The organism is Pseudomonas fluorescens group sp. PF-69 (assembly GCF_054481235.1).
Map to the genome: position 1 here is coordinate 2,816,684 of NZ_JBTMNC010000001.1, position 22,116 is coordinate 2,838,799.

Below are 22,116 nucleotides of genomic sequence, written 5' to 3' on the forward strand. Positions count from 1 at the left end.
TGCCGCCCGTCAGATGTGCAGGATGTATTCACGAACCAGCTTGCTGCCGAAATACGCCAGCATCAGCAGGCAGAAACCGGCAAGGGTCCAGCGAATGGCCTTGTGTCCGCGCCAGCCGAGGCGGTTACGACCCCAGAGCAGTACGCTGAAGACGATCCAGGCCAGGCAGGCCAGCAAGGTTTTGTGCACCAGATGCTGGGCGAAAAGGTTTTCGACGAACAGCCAGCCCGAGATCAGCGACAGGGACAGCAGGGTCCAGCCGGCCCAGAGAAAGCCGAACAGCAGGCTTTCCATGGTTTGCAGCGGCGGGAAGTTCTTGATCAGCCCCGAGGGGTGTTTGTGCTTGAGTTGATGGTCCTGAACCAGCAACAGCAAGGCCTGGAACACCGCAATGGTAAACATGCCGTAGGCGAGGATCGACAGCAGGATGTGAGCGAGGATGCCCGGTGCTTCGTCAATGATCTGCACGGTACCGGCGGGCGCAAACTGTGCCAGAAGCGCCGTCGCGGCCCCCAGTGGGAACAACAGCACCAGCAGGTTTCCCACCGGTATGCGTGAGCAGGCGAGCAGGGTCAGGGCTATGACGGCCGCAGCGATCAGGCTGGCGGCGCTGAAAAAGTCCAGCCCCAGCCCGATTGGCGTCAGCAGATGAGTGACCAGGCTGGCGCCATGGGCCAGTACCGCCAGCACGCCGAGCGTGACGAGCAGCCGTTTGTTCGCCTTGGCGCCGTTGGCCAGGCGAGTGCCCTGATAGAAAGTCGCAGCGGCATACAAGCAGGCGGCGGCGAGAGTGGTTAGCAAGCTGGGTGACAAAGGGAGCATAAGTCCTGTTAGGCAAGCCCGAAAGCCGATGAGTTTGGCATAGAACCCACACGGCACGAAAGTGCGAGGTGTCCGCCAGACGCAGTCTTCGCTATAATCCGCGACCTGCCCACGCCGCAGGCTCGCCGAGTACACGTTTTAGTCCGGTACGGGCCGCCACTATCCCGGTCTACACAGGGCCTGAAAGGATCGCGCAATGTTTGAAAACTTAACCGACCGTCTCTCGCAGACGCTGCGCCATGTCACCGGCAAGGCCAAGCTGACCGAAGACAACATCAAAGACACCCTGCGTGAAGTGCGCATGGCGTTGCTCGAAGCCGACGTCGCCTTGCCGGTGGTCAAAGACTTCGTCAACTCGGTCAAGGAACGCGCTGTCGGTACCGAGGTGTCGCGCAGCCTGACGCCGGGCCAGGCCTTCGTGAAAATCGTCCAGGCCGAACTCGAAAGCCTGATGGGCGCGGCCAACGAAGACCTGAACCTGAGCGCCGTTCCACCTGCCGTGATCCTGATGGCCGGTTTGCAGGGCGCTGGTAAAACCACCACCGCCGGCAAGCTCGCGCGCTTCCTTAAAGAGCGCAAGAAGAAGTCGGTCATGGTCGTGTCTGCGGACGTCTACCGTCCTGCGGCGATCAAACAGCTGGAAATGCTCGCGGGCGAAGTCGGCGTTACCTTCTTTCCTTCCGACCTGAGCCAGAAGCCGGTCGCGATCGCGCAAGCCGCTATTAAAGAAGCAAAACTCAAATTCATCGACGTGGTGATCGTCGATACCGCCGGTCGCCTGCACATCGATGAAGAGATGATGGGCGAGATCAAGGCGCTGCATGCCGCGATCAACCCGGTCGAGACCCTGTTCGTGGTCGACGCCATGACCGGCCAGGATGCCGCCAACACGGCCAAGGCCTTCGGCGATGCGCTGCCATTGACCGGTGTGATCCTGACCAAGGTCGACGGTGACGCCCGTGGCGGTGCGGCCCTTTCGGTGCGCGCCATCACCGGCAAGCCGATCAAGTTCATCGGTATGGGCGAGAAGAGCGAAGCGCTCGATCCGTTCCACCCTGAGCGTATCGCCTCGCGGATCCTCGGCATGGGTGACGTTCTCAGCCTGATCGAACAGGCAGAAGCGACCCTCGACAAGGACAAGGCCGACAAGCTGGCCAAGAAGCTGAAGAAGGGCAAGGGTTTCGACCTCGAAGACTTCCGTGATCAGCTGCAACAGATGAAAAACATGGGCGGCCTCGGCGGCCTCATGGACAAGCTGCCGAACATGGGCGGCGTGAACCTGGCGCAGATGGGCAACGCCCAGAGCGCGGCAGAGAAGCAATTCAAGCAGATGGAAGCCATCATCAACTCCATGACCCCGGCCGAGCGCCGTGACCCTGAGCTGATCAGCGGTTCGCGCAAGCGTCGTATCGCCATGGGTTCCGGCACGCAAGTGCAGGACATCGGTCGCTTGATCAAGCAGCACAAGCAGATGCAGAAGATGATGAAGAAATTCTCCGCGAAAGGCGGGATGGCCAAAATGATGCGCGGCATGGGCGGTATGTTGCCCGGCGGCGGCATGCCGAAAATTTAGTGCCCTGTCACGCCAAAACTGAGCGTACTGGCGTAACAGAGCACCAGAATCCGCGCCGGTCGTCGCACCGGCGCAGACCCCGCAGGGACGCGGGATCTCCAGCAAACCCGCATTTGGCGGGAGCTGACCGGCCGTTTTCAACGACGGCTCTATGGCAGATCTGAATGGCACTTTGATAGGTGCCGGAAAAAGGCATTTGCAAAAGTCCGGATATTCCTTAGAATATGCGGCCTTTCGGGCACCCATGCCCGCTGTGCATTTAGATTTGCAGCACCGACTACAGGAACGATGTTCACATGCTAACAATCCGTCTTGCCCTTGGCGGCTCCAAAAAGCGCCCGTTTTACCACTTGACCGTAACCGACAGCCGCAACCCGCGCGACGGTTCGCACAAGGAACAGGTTGGTTTCTTCAACCCTGTTGCTCGTGGTCAAGAAGTCCGTCTGTCCGTGAACCAAGAGCGCGTAGCCTACTGGCTGAGCGTTGGTGCACAACCTTCTGAGCGCGTTGCTCAGTTGTTGAAGGAATCTGCTAAGGCTGCGGCCTGAGCAATATGAACGCGACGCCAGCTGTTGCTGATGATTTGATCGTTATCGGCAAGATTTACTCGGTTCACGGCGTTCGCGGCGAAGTGAAGGTGTATTCCTTTACTGATCCGATTAAGAACCTGCTGGATTACAAAACCTGGACGCTCAAGCGTGACGGCAATGTAAAGCAGGTAGAGCTGGTCAGCGGACGCGGGAACGACAAGTTCCTGGTCGCAAAGCTCAAGGGTCTCGATGATCGTGAGGAAGCTCGTCTTCTGGCCGGTTATGAGATCTGCGTGCCGCGCAACCTGTTCCCTGAACTGACCGACGGCGAGTACTACTGGTACCAGCTGGAAGGTCTCAAGGTTATCGACACCCTCGGACAACTGTTCGGGAAGATCGATCACCTGCTAGAGACCGGCTCGAATGATGTAATGGTGGTCAAGCCTTGCGCTGGCAGCCTGGATGATCGCGAACGCCTGTTGCCCTATACCGAGCAATGCGTGTTGGCAGTCGACCTGGCCGCGGGCGAGATGAAGGTGGATTGGGACGCGGATTTCTAAGCGTGGCTAACTTGCGCGTAGAAGTGATCAGTTTGTTTCCCGAGATGTTCTCCGCCATCAGCGAGTACGGCATCACCAGTCGTGCGGTGAAACAGGGGCTCTTGCAGCTCACCTGTTGGAATCCGCGAGACTACACGACGGATCGACATCACACTGTGGATGATCGCCCATTTGGCGGTGGTCCGGGCATGGTGATGAAGATCAAGCCCCTGGAAGACGCTCTGGTTCAAGCCAAAGCCGCCGCCGGGGAGGGCGCGAAGGTTATTTACCTGTCGCCCCAAGGCCGTCAACTGACTCAGTCGGCGGTACGCGAGTTGGCGAATCTGGATGCATTGATCCTGATTGCCGGCCGCTATGAAGGCATTGACGAGCGTTTTATTGATGCTCATGTCGATGAAGAGTGGTCGATTGGCGACTATGTACTGTCTGGCGGTGAGCTGCCGGCGATGGTCCTGATCGATGCGGTTACACGACTGCTGCCTGGAGCTTTAGGGCATGCGGACTCCGCCGAGGAAGATTCCTTTACGGATGGTTTGCTGGATTGCCCGCACTACACCCGACCGGAGGTGTATGCGGATCAGCGTGTTCCCGACGTATTGCTAAGTGGCAATCACGCGCACATCCGGCGTTGGCGTTTACAGCAGTCCCTTGGTCGGACCTATGAACGACGCGCCGATCTTCTGGAAAGCCGCTCGCTTTCTGGAGAAGAGAAGAAGCTGCTCGAGGAATATATCCGCGAGCGGGACGATAGTTAACAACGTATCGATGGTAGATCCGACGATTTACCTTAGGAGCACAGCATGACTAACAAAATCATCCTTGCACTCGAAGCAGAGCAGATGACCAAAGAGATCCCTACCTTTGCCCCGGGCGACACCATTGTCGTTCAGGTGAAAGTGAAGGAAGGCGACCGTTCGCGTCTGCAAGCGTTCGAAGGCGTTGTTATCGCCAAGCGTAACCGCGGCGTAAACAGTGCATTCACCGTTCGTAAAATCTCCAACGGTGTTGGCGTAGAGCGTACTTTCCAGACCTACAGCCCGCAAATCGACAGCATGGCCGTTAAGCGTCGCGGTGACGTACGTAAAGCCAAGCTGTACTACCTGCGTGACCTGTCCGGTAAAGCAGCTCGCATCAAGGAAAAACTGGCTTAAGTCCAGCTTCCGATGCAGAAAAAAAGCAGCCTACGGGCTGCTTTTTTGTTGCCTGTGATTTAGCGACGCTTGAGCAGATCCCCGTGCTGTCGAGCCTGCCCTGCCCAGGGCTGAATCAGCGTCAGCAGAGTCCACTCGACTGTCCGGTTGCAGCAGAACCTTGCGCGATGCGCGCGCAGGCGCAGTAGTGCAAAACGGGACCGGCCAGAATGCCAACACAATCTGCTGTCCACTCATTCAAGCTCCCTGTTTCTTGCTGTGGCTGGCTATGAAAGACTAGCGACCGTTTCTACCGTCTTCCTGAATTTTTACGCGCCGTTTCAACGCCGTGTGTTTTGAGTGCCCATGCCTGCCATCGAACATCCATTGATAGACCAGTTCCTCGACGCACTGTGGTTGGAGAAGGGGCTTTCCGATAACACCCGCGATGCCTATCGCAGTGATCTGGCCCTGTTCAACGGCTGGTTGCAGGAGAAAGGGCTGGAGTTGGCCAACGCCGGACGCGAGTTGATCCTCGACCACCTGGCGTGGCGTGTGGAGCAAAACTACAAACCCCGTTCAACCGCGCGATTTCTCTCTGGCGTGCGTGGCTTCTATCGCTATTTGCTGCGGGAAAAGCTGATCGCCGTTGACCCGACACTTCGCATCGATATGCCGCAACTCGGCAGGCCGCTGCCCAAATCCTTGTCGGAGGCCGATGTAGAAGCACTGTTGAAGGCGCCTGATTTGAGCGAAGCCATCGGACAGCGCGACCGCGCCATGCTGGAAGTGCTTTATGCCTGCGGCCTTCGGGTGACGGAGCTGATCAGCCTGACGCTGGAGCAGGTCAATCTGCGCCAAGGCGTCTTGCGAGTGATGGGCAAAGGCAGCAAGGAGCGACTGGTGCCGATGGGTGAGGAGGCGATTGTCTGGGTCGAGCGCTACATGCGCGATGGGCGCGGCGAGCTGCTTGGCGGGCGTCCCAGCGATGTCTTGTTCCCCAGTCAGCGCGGCGAGCAGATGACCCGCCAGACGTTCTGGCATCGGATCAAGCATCAGGCGAAAGTCGCGGGAATCGGCAAGTCGCTGTCGCCGCACACATTGCGACATGCTTTCGCCACACACTTGCTCAACCACGGTGCCGACCTTCGGGTGGTGCAGATGCTGCTGGGGCACAGCGATTTGTCGACCACCCAGATCTATACCCATGTTGCCCGGGCGCGGTTGCAGGACTTGCACGCCAAGCACCATCCTAGAGGCTAGCAAAAGTCCTGTGGGAGCGAGCTTGCTTGCGATGAGGCCTGAACTCCAACATTAATGGCGCCTGATTGACCGCGATCGCGAGCAAGCTCGCTCCCACAGAAAGCAGTCGTCAAAGCCTTGCATCACCGGGAGTCGGACACCGTTGCCTTATGTGGTAGGCTTTGTCGGTTTGCACGATGGGCGGTTATGACCCGGTGTTTCGGCACGGGCGTTCTGATCGTCCCATTTGTCCGCCTTCAGGAGTTCTCATGCGTCTGACCCAGATTTTCGCTGCCGCCGCCATTGCGTTGGTCAGCACCTTTGCCGTCGCCGATGACGCGGCCGACAAAGCCATCCGTAAAAGCCTGGAAAACCTCCAGCTCGAAGTGCCGGTAGAAAGCATCACCGCCAGCCCGCTGCCGGGCTTGTACGAAGTCAAATTGAAGGGCAGCCGCGTGCTGTATGCCAGTGCCGACGGCCAGTACGTGGTTCAGGGCTACCTGTTCCAGCTCAAGGATGGCAAACCGGTCAACCTGACCGAGAAGACCGAGCGACTGGGTATCTCCAAGTTGATCAATGAGATTCCGGTCGCTGAAACCGTGGTATACCCGGCCATTGGCGAAACCAAGTCGCACATCACCGTGTTCACCGACACCACCTGCCCGTACTGCCACAAACTGCACGCAGAAGTGCCTGAGCTGAACAAGCGCGGCATCGAAGTGCGTTATGTTGCGTTCCCGCGCCAGGGCCTGGGCTCGCCGGGTGACGAACAGTTGCAAGCGGTATGGTGCTCGAAAGACAAGAAAGCGGCCATGGACAAGATGGTCGACGGCAAGGAAATCAAGGCCGCCAAGTGCGATAACCCGGTTTCCAAACAGTTCGCCCTCGGCCAGTCGATTGGCGTGAACGGTACGCCGGCCATCGTTTTGGCCGACGGTCAGGTCATTCCGGGCTACCAGCCTGCGCCACAAGTCGCCAAACTGGCGTTGGGCGCGAAGTAAATTCGCATCGTCACGGTCAGCCGTTGACGATCATGGTCCGGCAGCAGCATTCGCCGGGCCATCAATAGAGAGCCGCGAGCATGCGGTTGTTTTCACGGCCGGCCTTGAGTCGGCCGTTTTATGGGGAGTTCACAGTGAAACCGGTCAAAGTAGGCATCTGTGGGTTAGGAACCGTCGGTGGCGGTACCTTCAACGTACTTCAGCGCAACGCCGAGGAAATTGCTCGTCGTGCCGGGCGTGGAATCGAAGTGGCACAAATTGCCATGCGCACGCCAAAGCCTCAGTTCCAAACGACCGGTATTGCGATTACCAACGATGTCTTCGAAGTGGCCACGAACCCTGAGATCGACATCGTTATAGAGCTGATGGGCGGCTACACCGTTGCCCGTGAGCTGGTACTCAAGGCCATCGAGAATGGCAAGCATGTGGTCACCGCGAACAAGGCGCTTATCGCCGTTCACGGTAACGAAATTTTCGCCAAGGCTCGCGAAAAGGGCGTGATCGTTGCGTTCGAAGCAGCCGTGGCGGGTGGCATCCCGGTGATCAAGGCGATCCGTGAAGGCCTGTCGGCCAACCGTATCAACTGGGTGGCCGGGATCATCAACGGCACCGGTAACTTTATCCTGACCGAGATGCGCGAAAAGGGTCGCACCTTCGAAGACGTGCTGGCCGAGGCGCAAGCTCTGGGTTATGCCGAAGCCGATCCGACCTTCGACGTTGAAGGCATCGACGCGGCGCACAAGCTGACGATCCTGGCGTCCATCGCCTTCGGTATCCCGCTGCAATTCGACAAGGCCTACACCGAAGGCATCACCAAGCTGACCACCGCTGACGTGAACTATGCCGAAGCGCTGGGCTATCGCATCAAGCATCTGGGCGTGGCGCGCAGCACCGCGGCCGGTATTGAGCTGCGCGTACACCCGACGCTGATCCCGGCCGATCGTTTGATCGCCAACGTCAACGGCGTGATGAACGCGGTCATGGTCAACGGTGATGCTGCCGGCTCGACCCTGTTCTACGGTGCCGGCGCCGGCATGGAACCGACGGCTTCGTCGGTCATTGCCGACCTGGTGGATGTCGTTCGCGCCATGACTTCCGATCCGGAAAACCGCGTGCCGCACCTGGCCTTCCAGCCGGATTCGCTGTCGGCGCACCCGATCCTGCCGATCGAAGCCTGCGAAAGCGCCTACTACCTGCGCATTCAGGCCAAGGACCATCCGGGCGTGCTGGCGCAAGTCGCGAGCATCCTGTCGGAGCGCGGTATCAACATCGAATCGATCATGCAGAAGGAAGTCGAAGAACACGACGGCCTGGTGCCGATGATCCTGCTGACCCACCGTGTGCTGGAGCAGCACATCAACGACGCGATCACCGCCCTGGAAGCCTTGGCTGGCGTTGTGGGTCCTGTCGTACGGATCCGTGTCGAGCACCTGAACTAAGCCGTTATCGTTCACCGGGCTCACGGGTTGAGCCCGGGTTTACGAACACTGTCCATTGGAGTCAGTCATGCGTTACATCAGTACCCGCGGCCAGGCACCGGCCCTGAATTTCGAAGACGTCCTGCTGGCCGGTCTGGCCACCGACGGCGGTCTGTACGTCCCGGAAAACCTGCCACGTTTCACCCAGGAAGAAATCGCTTCCTGGGCAGGTCTGCCGTATCACGAGCTGGCGTTCCGGGTCATGCGCCCGTTTGTCACCGGCAGCATTCCGGACGCCGATTTCAAAAAGATCCTCGAAGAAACCTACGGTGTGTTCGCCCACAGCGCCGTTGCGCCGCTGCGTCAGTTGAACGGTAACGAATGGGTGCTGGAGCTGTTCCACGGCCCGACCCTGGCGTTCAAGGACTTCGCCCTGCAACTGCTCGGTCGCCTGCTCGACTACGTGCTGGAAAAACGTGGCGAGCGTGTGGTGATCGTTGGTGCGACCTCCGGTGATACCGGCTCGGCCGCCATCGAAGGCTGCAAGCACTGCGAAAACGTCGATATCTTCATCCTGCACCCGCACAACCGTGTTTCGGAAGTGCAGCGTCGGCAGATGACCACCATCTTCGGCGAGAACATCCACAACATTGCGATCGAAGGCAACTTCGATGACTGCCAGGAAATGGTCAAGGCGAGCTTCGCCGACCAGGGTTTCCTGAAGGGCACTCGCCTGGTGGCGGTGAACTCGATCAACTGGGCGCGAATCATGGCCCAGATCGTTTACTACTTCCACGCTGCGCTGCAGTTGGGTGGCCCGGCGCGTTCGGTGTCGTTCTCGGTGCCGACCGGCAACTTCGGCGATATTTTCGCTGGCTACCTGGCGCGCAACATGGGCCTGCCGATCAACCAGTTGATCGTCGCCACCAATCGCAACGACATCCTGCACCGCTTCATGAGCGGCAATCAGTACGTCAAGGAAACCCTGCACGCCACCCTGTCGCCTTCCATGGACATCATGGTGTCGTCGAACTTCGAGCGTCTGCTGTTCGACCTGCACGGTCGCAACGGTGCGGCGATCGCCGGGTTGATGGACAGCTTCAAGCAAGGTGGCGGTTTCAGCGTCGAGCAGGAGCGCTGGACCGAAGCACGCAAACTGTTCGATTCGCTGGCAGTGGATGATGCACAAACCTGCGAAACCATCGCCGAAGTCTATGAGCAGACCGGTGAAGTGCTGGATCCGCACACCGCCATCGGCGTGAAGGCTGCACGGGAATGCCGTCGTAGCCTGGATATTCCGATGGTGATCCTGGGCACCGCCCACCCGGTCAAATTCCCGGACGCCGTGGAAAAAGCCGGTGTAGGAAAAGCACTCGAACTCCCCGCACATCTTTCTGATTTGTTTGAGCGAGATGAGCGGTGCACCGTGTTGCCGAATGACTTGAAAGCCGTACAGGCCTTTGTCAGTCAGCATGGCAACCGTGGCAAGCCTTTGTAACGGCAAAAGCTGTCACAAATTGAAGCCCGTCTCCTGACGGGCTTTCTTGTTTCTGCATGCCACACTTGCCGGGAAGAGTCGCCCATGAAGGACGGGCGAGCTGATCATCAAGGAAGTGGCAATGCTGTTTTTCAGAAGGTCAAGGTCAGCCCCATGCTGGCTGTTGTTGCTCGGCGCCCTGGTTTTCTCCCAATGGGGGCTGGCCTCTCATTCGGTGGTTCCTGAGCCCGTGAAGACGATCAGGCTGGACGCTCAAGAGCTGAAATGGATTACCGAGCATCCGCGCGTCATCGTCGCATCACTGGAATACCCGCTGTACCTGTTCAAGGACGAGCATGGCCATTGGAGTGGCTTGAACAGGGATTTGCTTGATCGCATCAGCGCCATGACCGGTTTGCAGTTTGTTCATGTCGAGTCCTTTTCGATCGATCAGATGCTTGAAAGTCTGGAGAGGGGGGCTGCGGACATGAGCACCACGCTCTCGATGAATGATGAACGCAAAGCGTTTCTGGACTTCAGCTATGCGTTTGGTGGCGCTGGCTGGGTGTTCGTCGGTCGGGCTGGGGAGCCGCCAGTGCAATCGCTGCAGCAGTTGGCAAAAAGAGTGTTGGTGTTGCCGGCCCGCCACGCCCTGGAGGCCTTGATTCGTCGCGAATATCCAGCCATTGAGTTGCGCTCTGTCAAGACCAGCGCCGAGGCCCGCGCGTGGGTCGAAAGCGGGCTGGCCCATGCAACTATCGAAAACGAGATCGGTGCTCAACTTTTTCCCTCGGGATTGCTTCAGGTGGGCCATATCGTCGAGGGCAAGTGGGACCCGGACTACCTGGCAGTGCGTCAAGGTCAGCCGCAGTTGCTGAGCATCCTCAACAAGGCGCTTGAGGCGTTTCCTCCCGCCGAATTACGTGCCATTCGCCAGAAATGGTTCAATGGGATAACACCAGCGCCAGTACGTACCGTCGGTCAACGGATTGCCGAGTGGGGCTGCTGGGGAGTCGTTATCGCCGGCCTCTTCGGGTTGCTGTCCTTACTCTGGAACCGCCGCTTGGCAGCATTGGTCCAGCAACGGGCACAGGCCGAGAAAAGCCTCAGTGATCAGCTTGCGTTCCAGCACGCGTTGATCGACGCCATGCCTGATCCGATTTTCGTCCGGGATCTGCAAGGGCGTTTGATCATGTGCAATAAAAGCTATGAGGAGAGGTTGTCGACCCGTTTCGATCAAATGCAGGGGCGCCAACTGATTGAACTCGATGTGTTGCCCAAAGCGACTGCTGAGCTGCTGCACACCGAGTTCATGGCTCAACTGGCTAATCGCAAGTCGCACTTCAGTGAGCGGCAATTGCTGTTCATGAATGGCCTCAGGGACATCTATCAATGGACGGTGCCGTTTTACAGTTCGGACGGCCAACTGCGAGGTTTGCTCGGGGGCTGGACTGATATCGACCAGCGCATCCGACGGGCGTGATGCGCTTGTTTTTTCTCTGTCATCTTTGGCATGCATGCTCTATCGACGGGAGGCTCAGCTTCCCGGCAATCGGTTTTCAGAACTTTCTTCTCGGGCCAGCGGTCATTTACTGTAGAGATACCCCAGGCACTTTGTTTCGGACTATTGAGTGGTGATCGAGATGGAAAGTATCAGTCTCTTGCTCGGTGAGGCTCTGAGCCCGTACCAGGTGACGCTGACCCCGTCGGGTATTCATGGTGAATGCCGGGTGTCATTGACGAATACGATGGGTGCCGTTGTGGTCGAACGCGAGTTCAACCAGGCCCAATTGAGTGATAAACGTCTGCTCACGGATGTGGTCGACGGTTTGCATCGCGATGTGCTGATTGCGGAAGGGCGGCTGGAGCCCTGTGTCATTGCGGCATTGCGCCATGCAGCTCAAGACAAGTTGCTGGCCCGCCGGAATTGAAATTGTTTTTTGTGGGAACCTTCCTGCGCCCGGATCAGTCAGATCTTTTAACAGCAGGATCAAGCATTGTGCTCCGGTGCTTGTAGCTTGCTGCCAATGGTCTATAGATAGGCCACGTTTAACCCCGAGTCGTCTCCCCACTTCTCGGGGTTTCTTTTTGTCGGGTGGTTGTCAGTGCCCGGCCTGCAGCTCAAAAAATGCCTTGGACGCCTGCAGATACTCGCTGCGACTTTCCGGGTCGAGCCAGGCGGCGTAGGCCTCGCTCAGTTCATCGCGAGGCAGGTTGTGCAGTAGTTGATTGATCTCGATGATTGCCTGTCGGCCTTGGGGCGTGTCGGTACAGCCGATGTAGCCGGACAGGTACTTGCCGGTGCCGCGAATCGGATAGAACTGCAATTCATCCTCGTCGATCCCTTGTCGCTGAGCCTGGTAGCGGATCTCCGGTCGGTAGCCCAGCAACAGGTGCAGGCGCCCGAGGCGTTGCATCTGAAGCAGGCTACCCAGCGCGTCGTTGCCGTAGTGCAGGGTCAGTGCTTGAGGGGAGGCTTGCTTGAGCAGTGCATCGATAAACTCGCCGTAGTTGCGTTCGGCAACAATCCCCAGCGTTACGCTGCCAGTGGCCAGCAGGGCCGCCAGATCCACCTCTCCGTCCTTGATGAAAGGCGTCAACACCTCCCGATCGCCACGGCGTACGGCCAAGCCGTTGCTCATGGCGCGGAAGACCGGAACGGAAAACGCGATCCAGTTATCGCGCTCCTTGCTCCAATTCAGCGCTGCATCGCACGTGAGCGCCGATTCGCGGAGCATTTGCAGTCCGCGGGCACGATTGACCTTCTTTACGCTGTGCTGGTACTGGGGCATGCCGGCGATTAGCTGCCGCAACAGCTGATCGATGACACCCTGATTCTTGTCCGGCCCTTCGAAAATGAACAGTGGCGGCAGGTCCCGCTTCAGCCAGACCAGGGATTCCCCGGCCTGTGCCAGCATCGGCAAGGTCAGTCCGCTGATCAGCCACATGCTCACCAACGCAAACAACACCCGCCTGGTCAGTGGCAGGCAGTGCTTTATTGACCGCGCCAGCAGACGCTTCAGCTCAGATGGCCCCGTCTTTGCGCAGCTGTGCGATCTGCGACGCGTCATAGCCAAGTTCCTGGAGTACCTGTGCGTTATGCTCACCCAGTTGCGGCCCGACCCATTCACATTCACCGGGTGTCTCTGAGAGTTTCGGCACAATCCCCGGCATCTTGAAGTCTTTGCCATCAGGAAGCTTGGCCTGCAGGAACATTTCCCGGGCCAGGTATTGCGGGTCGCTGAACATGTCTTCGGCGCTGAAGATCCGGCTGGCGGGCACATCGGCCTGGTTCAAGCGCTCTATGACCGTGTCCAGCGGCAACGAATTGACCCAGCGATCGATCACCCCGTAGAGCTCGTCGCGGCGGCTGTCGCGCCCATCGTTGCTGGCCAGGGTCGGGTCATTGGCCAGGTCTTCGCGACCGATGATCATCATGAAACGCTTGAAGATCGCATCGCCATTGGCGCCGATCTGCACATGTTTGCCGTCGGCGCTGGTGTGGATCGAGGAGGGGGTAATACCGGGCATGATGTTGCCGGTGCGTTCGCGAATAAAGCCGAAAACATCAAATTCCGGGACCATGCTTTCCATCATGGCGAAAATCGCTTCATACAGCGCCACATCCACCACTTGCCCCTGGCCGCCATTGACCTCGCGGTGACGCAGGGCCATCAGCGCACCAATCACGCCCCAGAGTGCAGCGATCGAATCACCAATGGAAATCCCGGTACGCACCGGCGGCCGGTCTTCGAACCCGGTGATGTAACGCAGGCCCCCCATGGATTCACCGACCGCTCCAAACCCCGGCTGATCCTTCATCGGACCGGTCTGACCGAAGCCCGAGAGTCGCACCATCACCAGTTTCGGGTTCAGCGCGTGCAAGACCTCCCAGCCCAGACCGAGTTTTTCCAGCACGCCGGGGCGGAAGTTTTCGATCAGGATGTCCGCTTCACTGAGCAGCTTTTTCAGAATCGCCAGGCCATCCAGATGTTTGAGGTTGAGCGTCAGCGACTTTTTGTTGCGCGCCTGAACGAACCACCACAGCGAAGTCCCTTCGTACAACTTGCGCCACTTGCGCAGCGGATCGCCACCGTCCGGAGACTCGATCTTGACCACATCGGCACCGAATTCGGCGCAGATGCGCGAGGCAAACGGACCGGCAATCAAGGTGCCCAATTCGATGACTTTCAGACCCGAGAGCGGTTTGTCGGTGAGCGGCATACTAAATCCTGTAGGACAAAAGACTGAGCGAATACAGACTTTTAACATAGCCGACTGTCAGGCGCTCAAGGTAGATCGCCTTCTATTCGTTGATTGCCTGCCGCATCGGTTAGACTTGCCGACTTTCCTCGTATCAAGAAGCCCGTTCATGGCCCAGCCGTCCACGACTTACAAGTTTGAACTGAACCTCACCGACCTTGACCGCAGCGTTTACGAGAGCGTCAAGCAGACCATCGCCCGTCACCCTTCGGAAACCGAAGAGCGTATGACCGTGCGCCTGCTGGCCTATGCCCTCTGGTACAACGAGCAGCTGTCCTTTGGCCGGGGTCTTTCAGAAGTGGATGAACCGGCCTTGTGGGAAAAAAGCCTGGATGACCGTGTCCTGCACTGGATCGAAGTCGGCCAGCCGGATGCCGAGCGCCTGACCTGGTGTTCGCGTCGCACCGAACGCACCAGCCTGCTGGCCTACGGCAGCCTGCGCGTCTGGGAAGGCAAGGTGATCCCGGCGATCAAAAACCTGAAAAACGTCAACATCGCCGCCGTGCCCCAGGAAGTTCTGGAAACCCTGGCCAAGGACATGCCTCGCGTTATCAAGTGGGACGTGATGATCAGTGAAGGGACGATTTTCGTCACTGACGATCGTGGCCAGCATGAAGTCCAGTTGCAGTGGCTGGCCGGCGAACGCGGCTGATCGTTCGCCGCTGGACCGCGTCATGCGCCTTTATCCCACGTACTGAAGAGAAGCTCCTGTCACCCCATGCGCATTGAATCTCGCCTGTTGCCCGACCCCTTGCCATTGCTGGGTGATATTCCACCCCTGCTGACCCGACTCTACGCCGCGCGGGGCGTGCAATCCGCAGTCGAGCTGGACAAGAGTCTGGCGCGGCTGATTCCGTTCCAGCAGCTCAAGGGCATTGATGCTGCCGTGGACCTGCTGGTGACCGCGCTTGAACAGCGGCAACGGATTCTGATCGTCGGCGATTTCGACGCCGATGGCGCGACGGCCAGCACCGTGGGCACCCTGGGTCTGCGCCTGCTGGGCGCGGCCCATGTCGATTACCTGGTGCCCAACCGTTTTGACTACGGTTACGGCCTGACACCGGAGATCGTTGCCGTGGCGCTGGAGCGTCAGCCACAGCTGTTGATCACCGTGGACAACGGTATTTCCAGTGTCGAAGGTGTGGCCGCAGCGAAAAAGGCTGGCCTCAAGGTGCTGGTCACCGACCACCACTTGCCCGGTGATGAATTGCCCCAGGCCGACGCCATCGTCAACCCGAACCAGCCAGGTTGTGAGTTCCCGAGCAAGGCGCTGGCCGGTGTCGGGGTGATTTTCTATGTGCTGATGGCCCTGCGCGCGCGCTTGCGCAGCCTGGGCTGGTACGAGAACAAGCCGCAGCCGAACATCGGCGAATTGCTCGACCTCGTGGCGTTGGGCAGCGTGGCTGACGTGGTGCCGCTGGATGCCAACAACCGGATTCTGGTGCACCAGGGCCTCGAGCGGATTCGCGCCGGACGTGCGCGGCCGGGCATCAAGGCGATCCTCGAAGTGGCCAAGCGTGAGCCGGCGCGCATCACCTCCACCGACCTGGGATTCATTGTCGGCCCGCGCCTGAACGCAGCGGGGCGCCTGGATGACATGAGCCTGGGCATCGAATGCCTGCTGACCGAGGATGCGGCGCTGGCCCGCGAGATGGCCGCTCAGCTGGACGGCATGAACCAGGACCGCAAATCCATCGAGCAGGGCATGCAGCGTGAAGCGCTGGCCCAGCTAAAGGATTTGCCGGTGGATTCCATGCCATTTGGTCTGTGTCTGTTCGATCCCGAGTGGCACCAGGGCGTCATCGGCATCCTCGCATCGCGCATGAAAGAGCGCTATTTCCGTCCGACCATCGCCTTTGCCGATGCGGGAGACGGGCTGCTCAAGGGCTCGGGGCGTTCGGTCCAGGGCTTCCATATCCGCGATGCCCTGAGCGTGGTGGCGGCGCAGCATCCGAACCTGATCAGCAAATATGGCGGCCATGCCATGGCCGCCGGTCTGACCCTGCCGGAAGCTAATTTTCCGCTGTTCGCCGAGGCCTTTGACGCTGAGGTGCGCAGGCAATTGCGCGAAGAAGACCTGACCGGGCGTCTGCTGTCGGACGGCACCCTGGCGGTCGAGGAGTTTCACCTGGAACTGGCCCGCGCGCTGCGCCATGCCGGTCCCTGGGGGCAACACTTTCCGGAGCCGCTGTTTCACGGGGTGTTTCAGTTGGTCGAGCAACGCGTCGTCGGCGAACGGCACCTCAAGGTGGTGCTCAGAAGCGAATGTGGTTCGGTCAAGCTCGATGGCATTGCCTTTGGTGTCGACCGCGATATCTGGCCGAATCCGACCATCAAGTGGGTGGAACTGGCCTACAAGCTCGACGTCAACGAGTTCCGCGGCAACGAGACCGTTCAACTGATGATTGCCCACATCGAACCGCGTTGAGCCGATACATGTAGGAGCGAGCTTGCTCGCGATGGTCGTGAACGATAACGCGCTGAATCTGGTCTCCATCGGCGCCTCTGGTTTTTTCGCGAGCAAGCTCGCTCCTACTGCGATGTCGACTAGGCTCTAATCACTGCTTGATAATCCTTGTGACGTCTTGTCGAATTTTTTGCCCGCGGGGGCGGGTGCTGCATCTATTTCCTGTCACTCGTCGACTTTTCAAACAGAACCCTGGAGCCTGACCACTGATTCGAGAGGTGCCCCATGAGTCTGCTGCTTGAACCCTATACCCTTCGTCAACTGACCCTGCTCAACCGCATCGCGGTATCCCCGATGTGCCAGTATTCCAGTGTGGATGGCCTGGCCAATGACTGGCACCTGGTCCACCTCGGCAGCCGTGCCATCGGCGGGGCCGGACTGGTGTTCACCGAAGCCACGGCGGTCACGGCCGACGGGCGTATCACCGCGCAAGACCTTGGTTTGTGGAACGATGAGCAAATCGAGCCACTGCAACGCATCACCCGCTTCATTGCTGCCCAAGGCGCCGTTGCGGGTATCCAGTTGGCGCACGCAGGGCGAAAGGCCAGCACCTATCGGCCGTGGCTGGGCAAGCATGGCAGCGTTAAGATCGAAGAGGGCGGCTGGCTTCCGGTCGGCCCGTCACCGATCGCGTTCGACCCCCAGCACACTCAGCCCAGGCAGCTTGATGACGGCGAAATCGCCAACGTCATTCAGGCCTTCGTCGATTCGGCCAAGCGCGCGCTGATTGCCGGTTTCAAAGTGGTCGAGGTGCATGCGGCCCATGGTTATCTGTTGCACCAGTTTCTTTCGCCCTTGAGTAATCAACGGCGCGATCAATACGGCGGATCATTCGAAAATCGCATCCGCCTGGTGCTGCAAGTCACCGAAGCGGTGCGCGCGGTGTGGCCCGAAGAGTTGCCGTTGTTTGTCCGGGTTTCGGCCACTGACTGGGTGGAGGACGGCTGGAATCCCGATGAAACCGTCGAGCTGGCGCGGCGGCTCAAGGCGCTGGGTGTGGACCTGATCGATGTTTCGTCCGGCGGCACGGCGGCGAATGCGGAAATTCCCACTGGGCCTGGTTATCAGACTCGCTTTGCCGAGCGCGTTCGCAAGGAAGCTGAAATTGCGACTGGCACCGTAGGCATGATCACCGAGCCGGCTCAGGCCGAACACATTCTGCGCACCTGTCAGGCGGATATCATTTTCCTGGCCCGCGAGTTGTTGCGCGATCCTTACTGGCCGCTGCACGCGGATGACGATCTCGGCGGACGCAAAGCCATCTGGCCGGCGCAGTACCAGCGTGCGACCCACCGTGACCAACCCATCCATGAATCAGATTTGCGGGATATATGAGACAGCGCCTCTTGTAGGAGCGAGCCTGCTCGCGATGGACGTCAACGATAACGCGCTCTGCCGGATACCCCGCGTTGCCCTGGCGTTTTTCGCGAGCATGCTCGCGCCTACAGTATCAAGCGGTGCAATCAGGCTGCTTCGATCTTGCTGCGGTGCTGCTCGACCTTGTTCAGGTAATCCTTGAGCTTGTCCTGTTCCGCGGCCGTGGTGAACAACCCGAGCTTGCTGCGGCGCCACAGGATGTCGTGTGCGGTGGTGGCCCACTCTTCACTGCACAAGTAATCGACTTCGCGGGTGTAGAGGCCGCCACCGATGTGTTCGCCCATGTCACTGAGGTTCTGTACGCCTTCGAGCAGACGCCAGGTACGGCTGCCGTAGGTGGTCGCCCAGCGGCGCGAAATTTCTGTCGGGACCCAGTCGAACTTGTCGCGAATCAACGCGCTCAGCGCTTGCGGGGTGGTCATGTCTTCGCCGCCCGGCAAGGTCGCGTTGGCGGTCCAGCTCGGCTTCATCTGCGCAAAGTACGGCGCCAGTTGCGCAAGCGCCGATTCGGCCAGTTTGCGGTAGGTGGTCAGCTTGCCACCGAATACCGACAACAACGGTGCTTCTTCGCCACTGCCCGACAGCGCCAGGGTGTAATCGCGCGTGACGGCCGACGGGTTGTCGGATTCGTCGTTGCACAGCGGACGCACGCCGGAATAACTGTGCAGGATGTCGTCGCGGCTGATTTGCTTTTTGAAGTGGGCATTGACCACTTTGAGCAGGTAGTCGGTTTCGCCTTCAGTGATCGCCACCTTTGCCGGATCGCCCGTGTATTCGCGGTCGGTGGTGCCGATCAGGGTGAAATGGTTCAGGTAAGGAATGGTGAACACGATGCGCTGATCTTCGTTTTGCAGAATGTGCGCGTGCTCGCCTTCGTACAGCTTCGGCACGATCAGGTGGCTGCCCTGGATCAGGCGGATACCGTAGGGCGATTCCATCTTCAGGTCGTCGCGGATGAACTTGGCGACCCATGGGCCAGCGGCATTCACCAGCGCCTTGGCGCGGATCGAAAACAGACTGCCATCGGCGCGCTCCAGATGCAGGTGCCACAGGCCTTTGGCGCGACGAGCGCTGACGCAACGGGTCTGGGTATGGACATGGGCGCCTTGTTCCCGGGCGGCCATGGCATTGAGCACCACCAGCCGTGCATCGTCGACCCAGCAGTCGGAGTATTCGAAGCCCTTGGTGATTTCACTTTTCAGCGCGCTATCGGGACCGAACGTCAGGCTTTTCGAACCGGCGAGTTTTTCCCGTTTGCCCAGATGGTCGTACAGGAACAGGCCGGCACGAATCATCCAGGCGGGTCGCAGGTGCGGGCGATGCGGCAGCACAAAGCGCATTGGCTTGACGATGTGCGGAGCCTTGGCCAGCAGCACCTCACGCTCGGCCAGGGCTTCGCGCACCAGACGGAATTCATAGTGTTCGAGATAACGCAGGCCGCCATGGATCAGCTTGCTGCTGGCCGACGAGGTATGGCTGGCCAAATCATCCTTTTCGCAAAGGAACACCGAGAGACCGCGACCGGCGGCATCCGCTGCGATCCCCACGCCATTGATCCCGCCACCAATGACGGCGATATCGTAGACCTCGGCAAGAGGGGGCGTAGGCAAGGTGGAAGTGGGCATCGGCTCGGGCCTCGGGATTCTTTGAAGTTCTGTATTTGAAATCGAACATGAATGTTCATTTGCGAAAATACTAGCCCATAAAGACGCATGCAGCCAGTCAGATTCGATTGAAAAAACTCATCGAAAGGCGTTTAAAGGAAAATTATCGAACATTTTGCAGAGGGGGAGGGGAAGTAGGTTCTATAGGAACCTGGCTTGCCGGCAATGGCGTCATTCAGGCCGATCGCCGCCAAGCCGACTCCTGCAGATTATTTAATGGCGCGGTGTTAAACGACTTCCAGTCTGACTTTGTGCTGGCTCAAAAGCTGCGCCAGCGCAGGGGAAGGCTGCTGATCCGTGACCAGGCAATCAACCAGGCTGATCGGCCCCAGGCGAATCATGGCGTTGCGCCCGAACTTGCTGGAGTCCGCGGCCAGAATCACTTGTCGGGCATTGGCGATGATCGCCTGGGAAACCCGCACTTCCTGATAATCGAAATCCAGCAGGCTGCCGTCTTCATCAATGCCGCTGATGCCAACCAGGGCGAAATCGACCTTGAACTGGTTGATGAAATCGACACTGGCCTGACCGACCACGCCACCGTCACGTCGCACATTGCCCCCGGTCAGCAGAACATCGAAGTCGTCCTTGGCGCTGAGCATCGAAGCCACATGCAGGTTGTTGGTGATGATTTTCAGATGGCTGTGGTTGAGCAGCGCCCGGGCAATCGATTCGGTGGTCGTGCCGATATTGATGAACAGCGAGGCGTGATCGGGGATCTGTGCGGCGATCGCTTCGCCGATGCGCTGTTTCTCGTCGCGCATCTGATCGGCGCGCATGGCGTAGGCGGTGTTTTCGACGCTGGAGTCGTAGGCTGCGCCGCCGTGGTAACGACGCAACAAATTGGCTTCCGCCAGCTGATTGATATCGCGGCGAATGGTCTGCGGTGTAACAACGAACAGCGTGGCCATTTCCTCGATACTGACGTACCCGCGTTCGCGGACCAGTTCGAGAATTTGCTGCTGACGGGGAGGCAGATTCATGGGGCGTCCTTTGGGCTGCCGAGCAAAATTTGCCCATGATGCCGCAGGAATCTCCTCCCGACCAGTTACTCGCGGCTACAGTCTGCTGCCTGGGTTATTCAGCCCCTTCGTGCGGCTCCCAATCGCGGGTGCGGCTGACGGCTTTTTTCCAGCCGGCGTAGAGTTTTTCCTTCGCCGCTTCGTCCAGCGCCGGTTCGAACTTGCGTTCAATAACCGCCTTGCCGCGCAGTTCTTCCAGGCTGCCCCAGAAGCCGCAGGCCAGGCCTGCCAGGTACGCGGCACCCAGTGCGGTGGTCTCGCGCATTTGCGGGCGCTCGACCTGCGTGCCGAGGATGTCGGCCTGGAACTGCATGAGGAAGTTGTTCGCCACGGCACCGCCGTCCACGCGCAGGGCCTTGAGGCGTTCGCCGGCGTCTTGCTGCATGGCGTCGAGCACGTCGCGGGTCTGGTAGGCAATCGACTCCAGCGCGGCACGAATGATGTGATCCACACGGACGCCCCGGGTCAGGCCGAACAGTGCGCCACGGGCATACGGGTCCCAGTACGGCGCGCCCAGGCCAGTGAACGCCGGTACCAGGTACACGCCGTTGCTGTCCTTGACCTTGTTGGCGAAGTATTCGGTGTCGTGGGCGTCGTTGATGATTTTCAGCTCGTCGCGCAGCCACTGGACGGTGGAGCCGCCATTGAACACAGCGCCTTCCAGGGCGTAGACCACTTCACCGCGCGGACCGCACGCGATGGTGGTGAGCATGCCGTGTCTGGACTTCACGGCTTTGTCGCCGGTGTTCATCAGCAGGAAGCAACCGGTGCCGTAGGTGTTCTTGGCCTGGCCTGCCTCGACGCACATCTGACCGAACAGCGCCGCTTGCTGGTCGCCGGCGATCCCGCCGATGGCGATGCCGCTTTTGGTATGGCCGTAGATCTCCGACGACGATTTCACCTGGGGCAGCATTTCACGCGGGATGTCCAGCACCTCCAGCATCTTCGCGTCCCACTCCAGGGTGTGGATGTTGAAGAGCATGGTGCGCGAGGCGTTGGTGTAGTCGGTGACGTGGACCTTGCCGCCGGTAAATTTCCAGATCAGCCAGCTGTCGACGGTGCCGAACAACAACTCGCCGTTGCGCGCGCGTTCACGGCTGCCTTCGACGTGATCGAGGATCCACTTGAGTTTGGTGCCGGAGAAGTACGGGTCGGTGACCAGGCCCGTGGTCTCGCTGATGTATTGCTCGTGGCCATCACGCTTGAGCTGCTGGCAGATCTCGGTGCTGCGGCGGCACTGCCAGACGATCGCGTTGTAGATCGGGCGGCCGGTGTTCTTGTCCCAGACCACGGTGGTTTCACGTTGGTTGGTAATGCCGATGGCGGCGACCTGATCGTGATGCAGGCCGGCTTGAGCCAGGGCCTCGACCATCACGGCGCTTTGGGTGGCGAAGATTTCCATCGGGTCGTGTTCGACCCAGCCCGCTTGCGGGTAATGCTGGGCGAATTCGCGCTGTGCAGTGCAGACCACGTTGGCGTCGCGGTCGAAGATGATCGCGCGGGAGCTGGTCGTACCCTGATCGAGGGCAATGATGTAGTTCTTATTCTGTGTGTCGGTCATGTCGATTGC

At 59.4% G+C, this 22,116-nt stretch carries 20 protein-coding genes; 14 read left to right on the top strand and 6 right to left on the bottom strand.

The features are described 5' to 3' along the window. Positions 1–9: 9 nt before the first annotated feature. Positions 10–822: a cytochrome C assembly family protein gene (locus ACX3YF_RS13040; RefSeq protein ID WP_458973785.1), complete on the bottom strand. Its 813-nt coding sequence runs from the start codon at positions 820–822 to the stop codon at positions 10–12. Between the two features lie 196 nt (positions 823–1,018). On the opposite strand from ACX3YF_RS13040, the gene ffh reads away from it, so the two are divergent. From ffh to ACX3YF_RS13095, 11 genes are all read left to right on the top strand, one after another. Next, a complete protein-coding gene (gene ffh, locus ACX3YF_RS13045; RefSeq protein ID WP_130204450.1) occupies positions 1,019–2,395 on the top strand; it encodes a signal recognition particle protein in 1,377 nt (458 codons plus the stop codon). Positions 2,396–2,691: 296 nt separating this feature from the next. After that, positions 2,692–2,943 (top strand): 30S ribosomal protein S16, encoded by a 252-nt coding sequence (rpsP, locus tag ACX3YF_RS13050; protein ID WP_003198088.1) that lies wholly within the window; start codon positions 2,692–2,694, stop codon positions 2,941–2,943. Between the two features lie 5 nt (positions 2,944–2,948). Beyond that, on the top strand, positions 2,949–3,485 hold the full coding sequence (gene rimM, locus ACX3YF_RS13055; RefSeq protein WP_007972729.1) for a ribosome maturation factor RimM: 537 nt from the start codon (positions 2,949–2,951) through the stop codon (positions 3,483–3,485). 2 nt (positions 3,486–3,487) lie between these two features. Continuing rightward, a complete protein-coding gene (gene trmD / locus ACX3YF_RS13060) occupies positions 3,488–4,240 on the top strand; it encodes a tRNA (guanosine(37)-N1)-methyltransferase TrmD (protein ID WP_077046481.1) in 753 nt (250 codons plus the stop codon). A gap of 45 nt (positions 4,241–4,285) precedes the next feature. Continuing rightward, the gene (gene rplS / locus ACX3YF_RS13065; RefSeq protein WP_003175895.1) at positions 4,286–4,636 is read left to right on the top strand and encodes a 50S ribosomal protein L19; all 351 of its coding nucleotides are present in this window, start codon (positions 4,286–4,288) and stop codon (positions 4,634–4,636) included. A gap of 345 nt (positions 4,637–4,981) precedes the next feature. Next, positions 4,982–5,878: a site-specific tyrosine recombinase XerD gene (gene xerD / locus ACX3YF_RS13070; RefSeq protein WP_103403883.1), complete on the top strand. Its 897-nt coding sequence runs from the start codon at positions 4,982–4,984 to the stop codon at positions 5,876–5,878. Positions 5,879–6,126: 248 nt separating this feature from the next. Then, positions 6,127–6,858, top strand: coding sequence for a bifunctional protein-disulfide isomerase/oxidoreductase DsbC (gene dsbC, locus ACX3YF_RS13075; RefSeq protein WP_047532736.1), 732 nt, complete (start codon positions 6,127–6,129; stop codon positions 6,856–6,858). 134 nt (positions 6,859–6,992) lie between these two features. After that, a complete protein-coding gene (locus ACX3YF_RS13080; RefSeq protein ID WP_047539052.1) occupies positions 6,993–8,297 on the top strand; it encodes a homoserine dehydrogenase in 1,305 nt (434 codons plus the stop codon). Positions 8,298–8,364: 67 nt separating this feature from the next. Then, positions 8,365–9,774, top strand: a complete 1,410-nt coding sequence (gene thrC / locus ACX3YF_RS13085) for a threonine synthase (protein ID WP_007990037.1) — start codon at positions 8,365–8,367, stop codon at positions 9,772–9,774. 121 nt (positions 9,775–9,895) lie between these two features. Beyond that, entirely contained in the window at positions 9,896–11,236 is a 1,341-nt protein-coding gene (locus ACX3YF_RS13090; protein WP_458973786.1) for a transporter substrate-binding domain-containing protein, read from the top strand. Between the two features lie 160 nt (positions 11,237–11,396). Continuing rightward, a complete protein-coding gene (locus ACX3YF_RS13095) occupies positions 11,397–11,684 on the top strand; it encodes a DUF3509 domain-containing protein (protein ID WP_130204453.1) in 288 nt (95 codons plus the stop codon). A 171-nt stretch (positions 11,685–11,855) separates the two neighbouring features. Here the strand turns inward: ACX3YF_RS13095 and ACX3YF_RS13100 are convergent, their stop codons facing one another. Together ACX3YF_RS13100 and ACX3YF_RS13105 are read right to left on the bottom strand one after the other, a co-directional pair. Beyond that, positions 11,856–12,824 carry a TIGR02285 family protein gene (locus ACX3YF_RS13100; protein WP_458973787.1) on the bottom strand — a complete coding sequence of 323 codons (969 nt, stop codon included), beginning with the start codon at positions 12,822–12,824 and terminating at the stop codon, positions 11,856–11,858. After that, on the bottom strand, positions 12,778–13,977 hold the full coding sequence (locus tag ACX3YF_RS13105; protein ID WP_458973788.1) for a CaiB/BaiF CoA transferase family protein: 1,200 nt from the start codon (positions 13,975–13,977) through the stop codon (positions 12,778–12,780). Before ACX3YF_RS13105 ends, ACX3YF_RS13100 begins: the two co-directional genes overlap by 47 nt. 148 nt (positions 13,978–14,125) lie before the next feature. Between ACX3YF_RS13105 and ACX3YF_RS13110 the strand changes: the two genes are divergently transcribed. The 3 genes from ACX3YF_RS13110 (at position 14,126) to ACX3YF_RS13120 (ending at position 17,818) form a co-directional block, all read left to right on the top strand. Beyond that, positions 14,126–14,668 (top strand): YaeQ family protein, encoded by a 543-nt coding sequence (locus ACX3YF_RS13110; protein ID WP_047532723.1) that lies wholly within the window; start codon positions 14,126–14,128, stop codon positions 14,666–14,668. Positions 14,669–14,734: 66 nt separating this feature from the next. After that, positions 14,735–16,444, top strand: a complete 1,710-nt coding sequence (gene recJ, locus ACX3YF_RS13115; protein WP_130204456.1) for a single-stranded-DNA-specific exonuclease RecJ — start codon at positions 14,735–14,737, stop codon at positions 16,442–16,444. Positions 16,445–16,708: 264 nt separating this feature from the next. Beyond that, a complete protein-coding gene (locus ACX3YF_RS13120) occupies positions 16,709–17,818 on the top strand; it encodes an NADH:flavin oxidoreductase/NADH oxidase (protein ID WP_130204457.1) in 1,110 nt (369 codons plus the stop codon). A gap of 128 nt (positions 17,819–17,946) precedes the next feature. On the opposite strand, the gene glpD is transcribed toward ACX3YF_RS13120, so the two are convergent. The 3 genes from glpD to glpK all read right to left on the bottom strand — a co-directional run bounded on the left by glpD (position 17,947) and on the right by glpK (position 22,107). After that, positions 17,947–19,485 carry a glycerol-3-phosphate dehydrogenase gene (glpD, locus tag ACX3YF_RS13125; protein ID WP_458973789.1) on the bottom strand — a complete coding sequence of 513 codons (1,539 nt, stop codon included), beginning with the start codon at positions 19,483–19,485 and terminating at the stop codon, positions 17,947–17,949. Between the two features lie 266 nt (positions 19,486–19,751). Further along, positions 19,752–20,507 (bottom strand): DeoR/GlpR family transcriptional regulator, encoded by a 756-nt coding sequence (locus ACX3YF_RS13130; protein WP_047532714.1) that lies wholly within the window; start codon positions 20,505–20,507, stop codon positions 19,752–19,754. A 94-nt stretch (positions 20,508–20,601) separates the two neighbouring features. Further along, positions 20,602–22,107: a glycerol kinase GlpK gene (gene glpK, locus ACX3YF_RS13135; RefSeq protein ID WP_458973790.1), complete on the bottom strand. Its 1,506-nt coding sequence runs from the start codon at positions 22,105–22,107 to the stop codon at positions 20,602–20,604. Positions 22,108–22,116: the final 9 nt, after the last annotated feature.

Bases quoted from the DNA above. Each gene is read 5' to 3' on its own strand.
- ACX3YF_RS13040 (WP_458973785.1), bottom strand. From the start codon at position 822: ATGCTCCCTTTGTCACCCAGCTTGCTAACCACTCTCGCCGCCGCCTGC.
- ffh (WP_130204450.1), top strand. From the start codon at position 1,019: ATGTTTGAAAACTTAACCGACCGTCTCTCGCAGACGCTGCGCCATGTC.
- rpsP (WP_003198088.1), top strand. From the start codon at position 2,692: ATGCTAACAATCCGTCTTGCCCTTGGCGGCTCCAAAAAGCGCCCGTTT.
- rimM (WP_007972729.1), top strand. From the start codon at position 2,949: ATGAACGCGACGCCAGCTGTTGCTGATGATTTGATCGTTATCGGCAAG.
- rplS (WP_003175895.1), top strand. From the start codon at position 4,286: ATGACTAACAAAATCATCCTTGCACTCGAAGCAGAGCAGATGACCAAA.
- xerD (WP_103403883.1), top strand. From the start codon at position 4,982: ATGCCTGCCATCGAACATCCATTGATAGACCAGTTCCTCGACGCACTG.
- dsbC (WP_047532736.1), top strand. From the start codon at position 6,127: ATGCGTCTGACCCAGATTTTCGCTGCCGCCGCCATTGCGTTGGTCAGC.
- thrC (WP_007990037.1), top strand. From the start codon at position 8,365: ATGCGTTACATCAGTACCCGCGGCCAGGCACCGGCCCTGAATTTCGAA.
- ACX3YF_RS13090 (WP_458973786.1), top strand. From the start codon at position 9,896: ATGCTGTTTTTCAGAAGGTCAAGGTCAGCCCCATGCTGGCTGTTGTTG.
- ACX3YF_RS13095 (WP_130204453.1), top strand. From the start codon at position 11,397: ATGGAAAGTATCAGTCTCTTGCTCGGTGAGGCTCTGAGCCCGTACCAG.
- ACX3YF_RS13100 (WP_458973787.1), bottom strand. From the start codon at position 12,824: ATGACGCGTCGCAGATCGCACAGCTGCGCAAAGACGGGGCCATCTGAG.
- ACX3YF_RS13105 (WP_458973788.1), bottom strand. From the start codon at position 13,977: ATGCCGCTCACCGACAAACCGCTCTCGGGTCTGAAAGTCATCGAATTG.
- ACX3YF_RS13110 (WP_047532723.1), top strand. From the start codon at position 14,126: ATGGCCCAGCCGTCCACGACTTACAAGTTTGAACTGAACCTCACCGAC.
- recJ (WP_130204456.1), top strand. From the start codon at position 14,735: ATGCGCATTGAATCTCGCCTGTTGCCCGACCCCTTGCCATTGCTGGGT.
- ACX3YF_RS13120 (WP_130204457.1), top strand. From the start codon at position 16,709: ATGAGTCTGCTGCTTGAACCCTATACCCTTCGTCAACTGACCCTGCTC.
- glpD (WP_458973789.1), bottom strand. From the start codon at position 19,485: ATGCCCACTTCCACCTTGCCTACGCCCCCTCTTGCCGAGGTCTACGAT.
- ACX3YF_RS13130 (WP_047532714.1), bottom strand. From the start codon at position 20,507: ATGAATCTGCCTCCCCGTCAGCAGCAAATTCTCGAACTGGTCCGCGAA.
- glpK (WP_458973790.1), bottom strand. From the start codon at position 22,107: ATGACCGACACACAGAATAAGAACTACATCATTGCCCTCGATCAGGGT.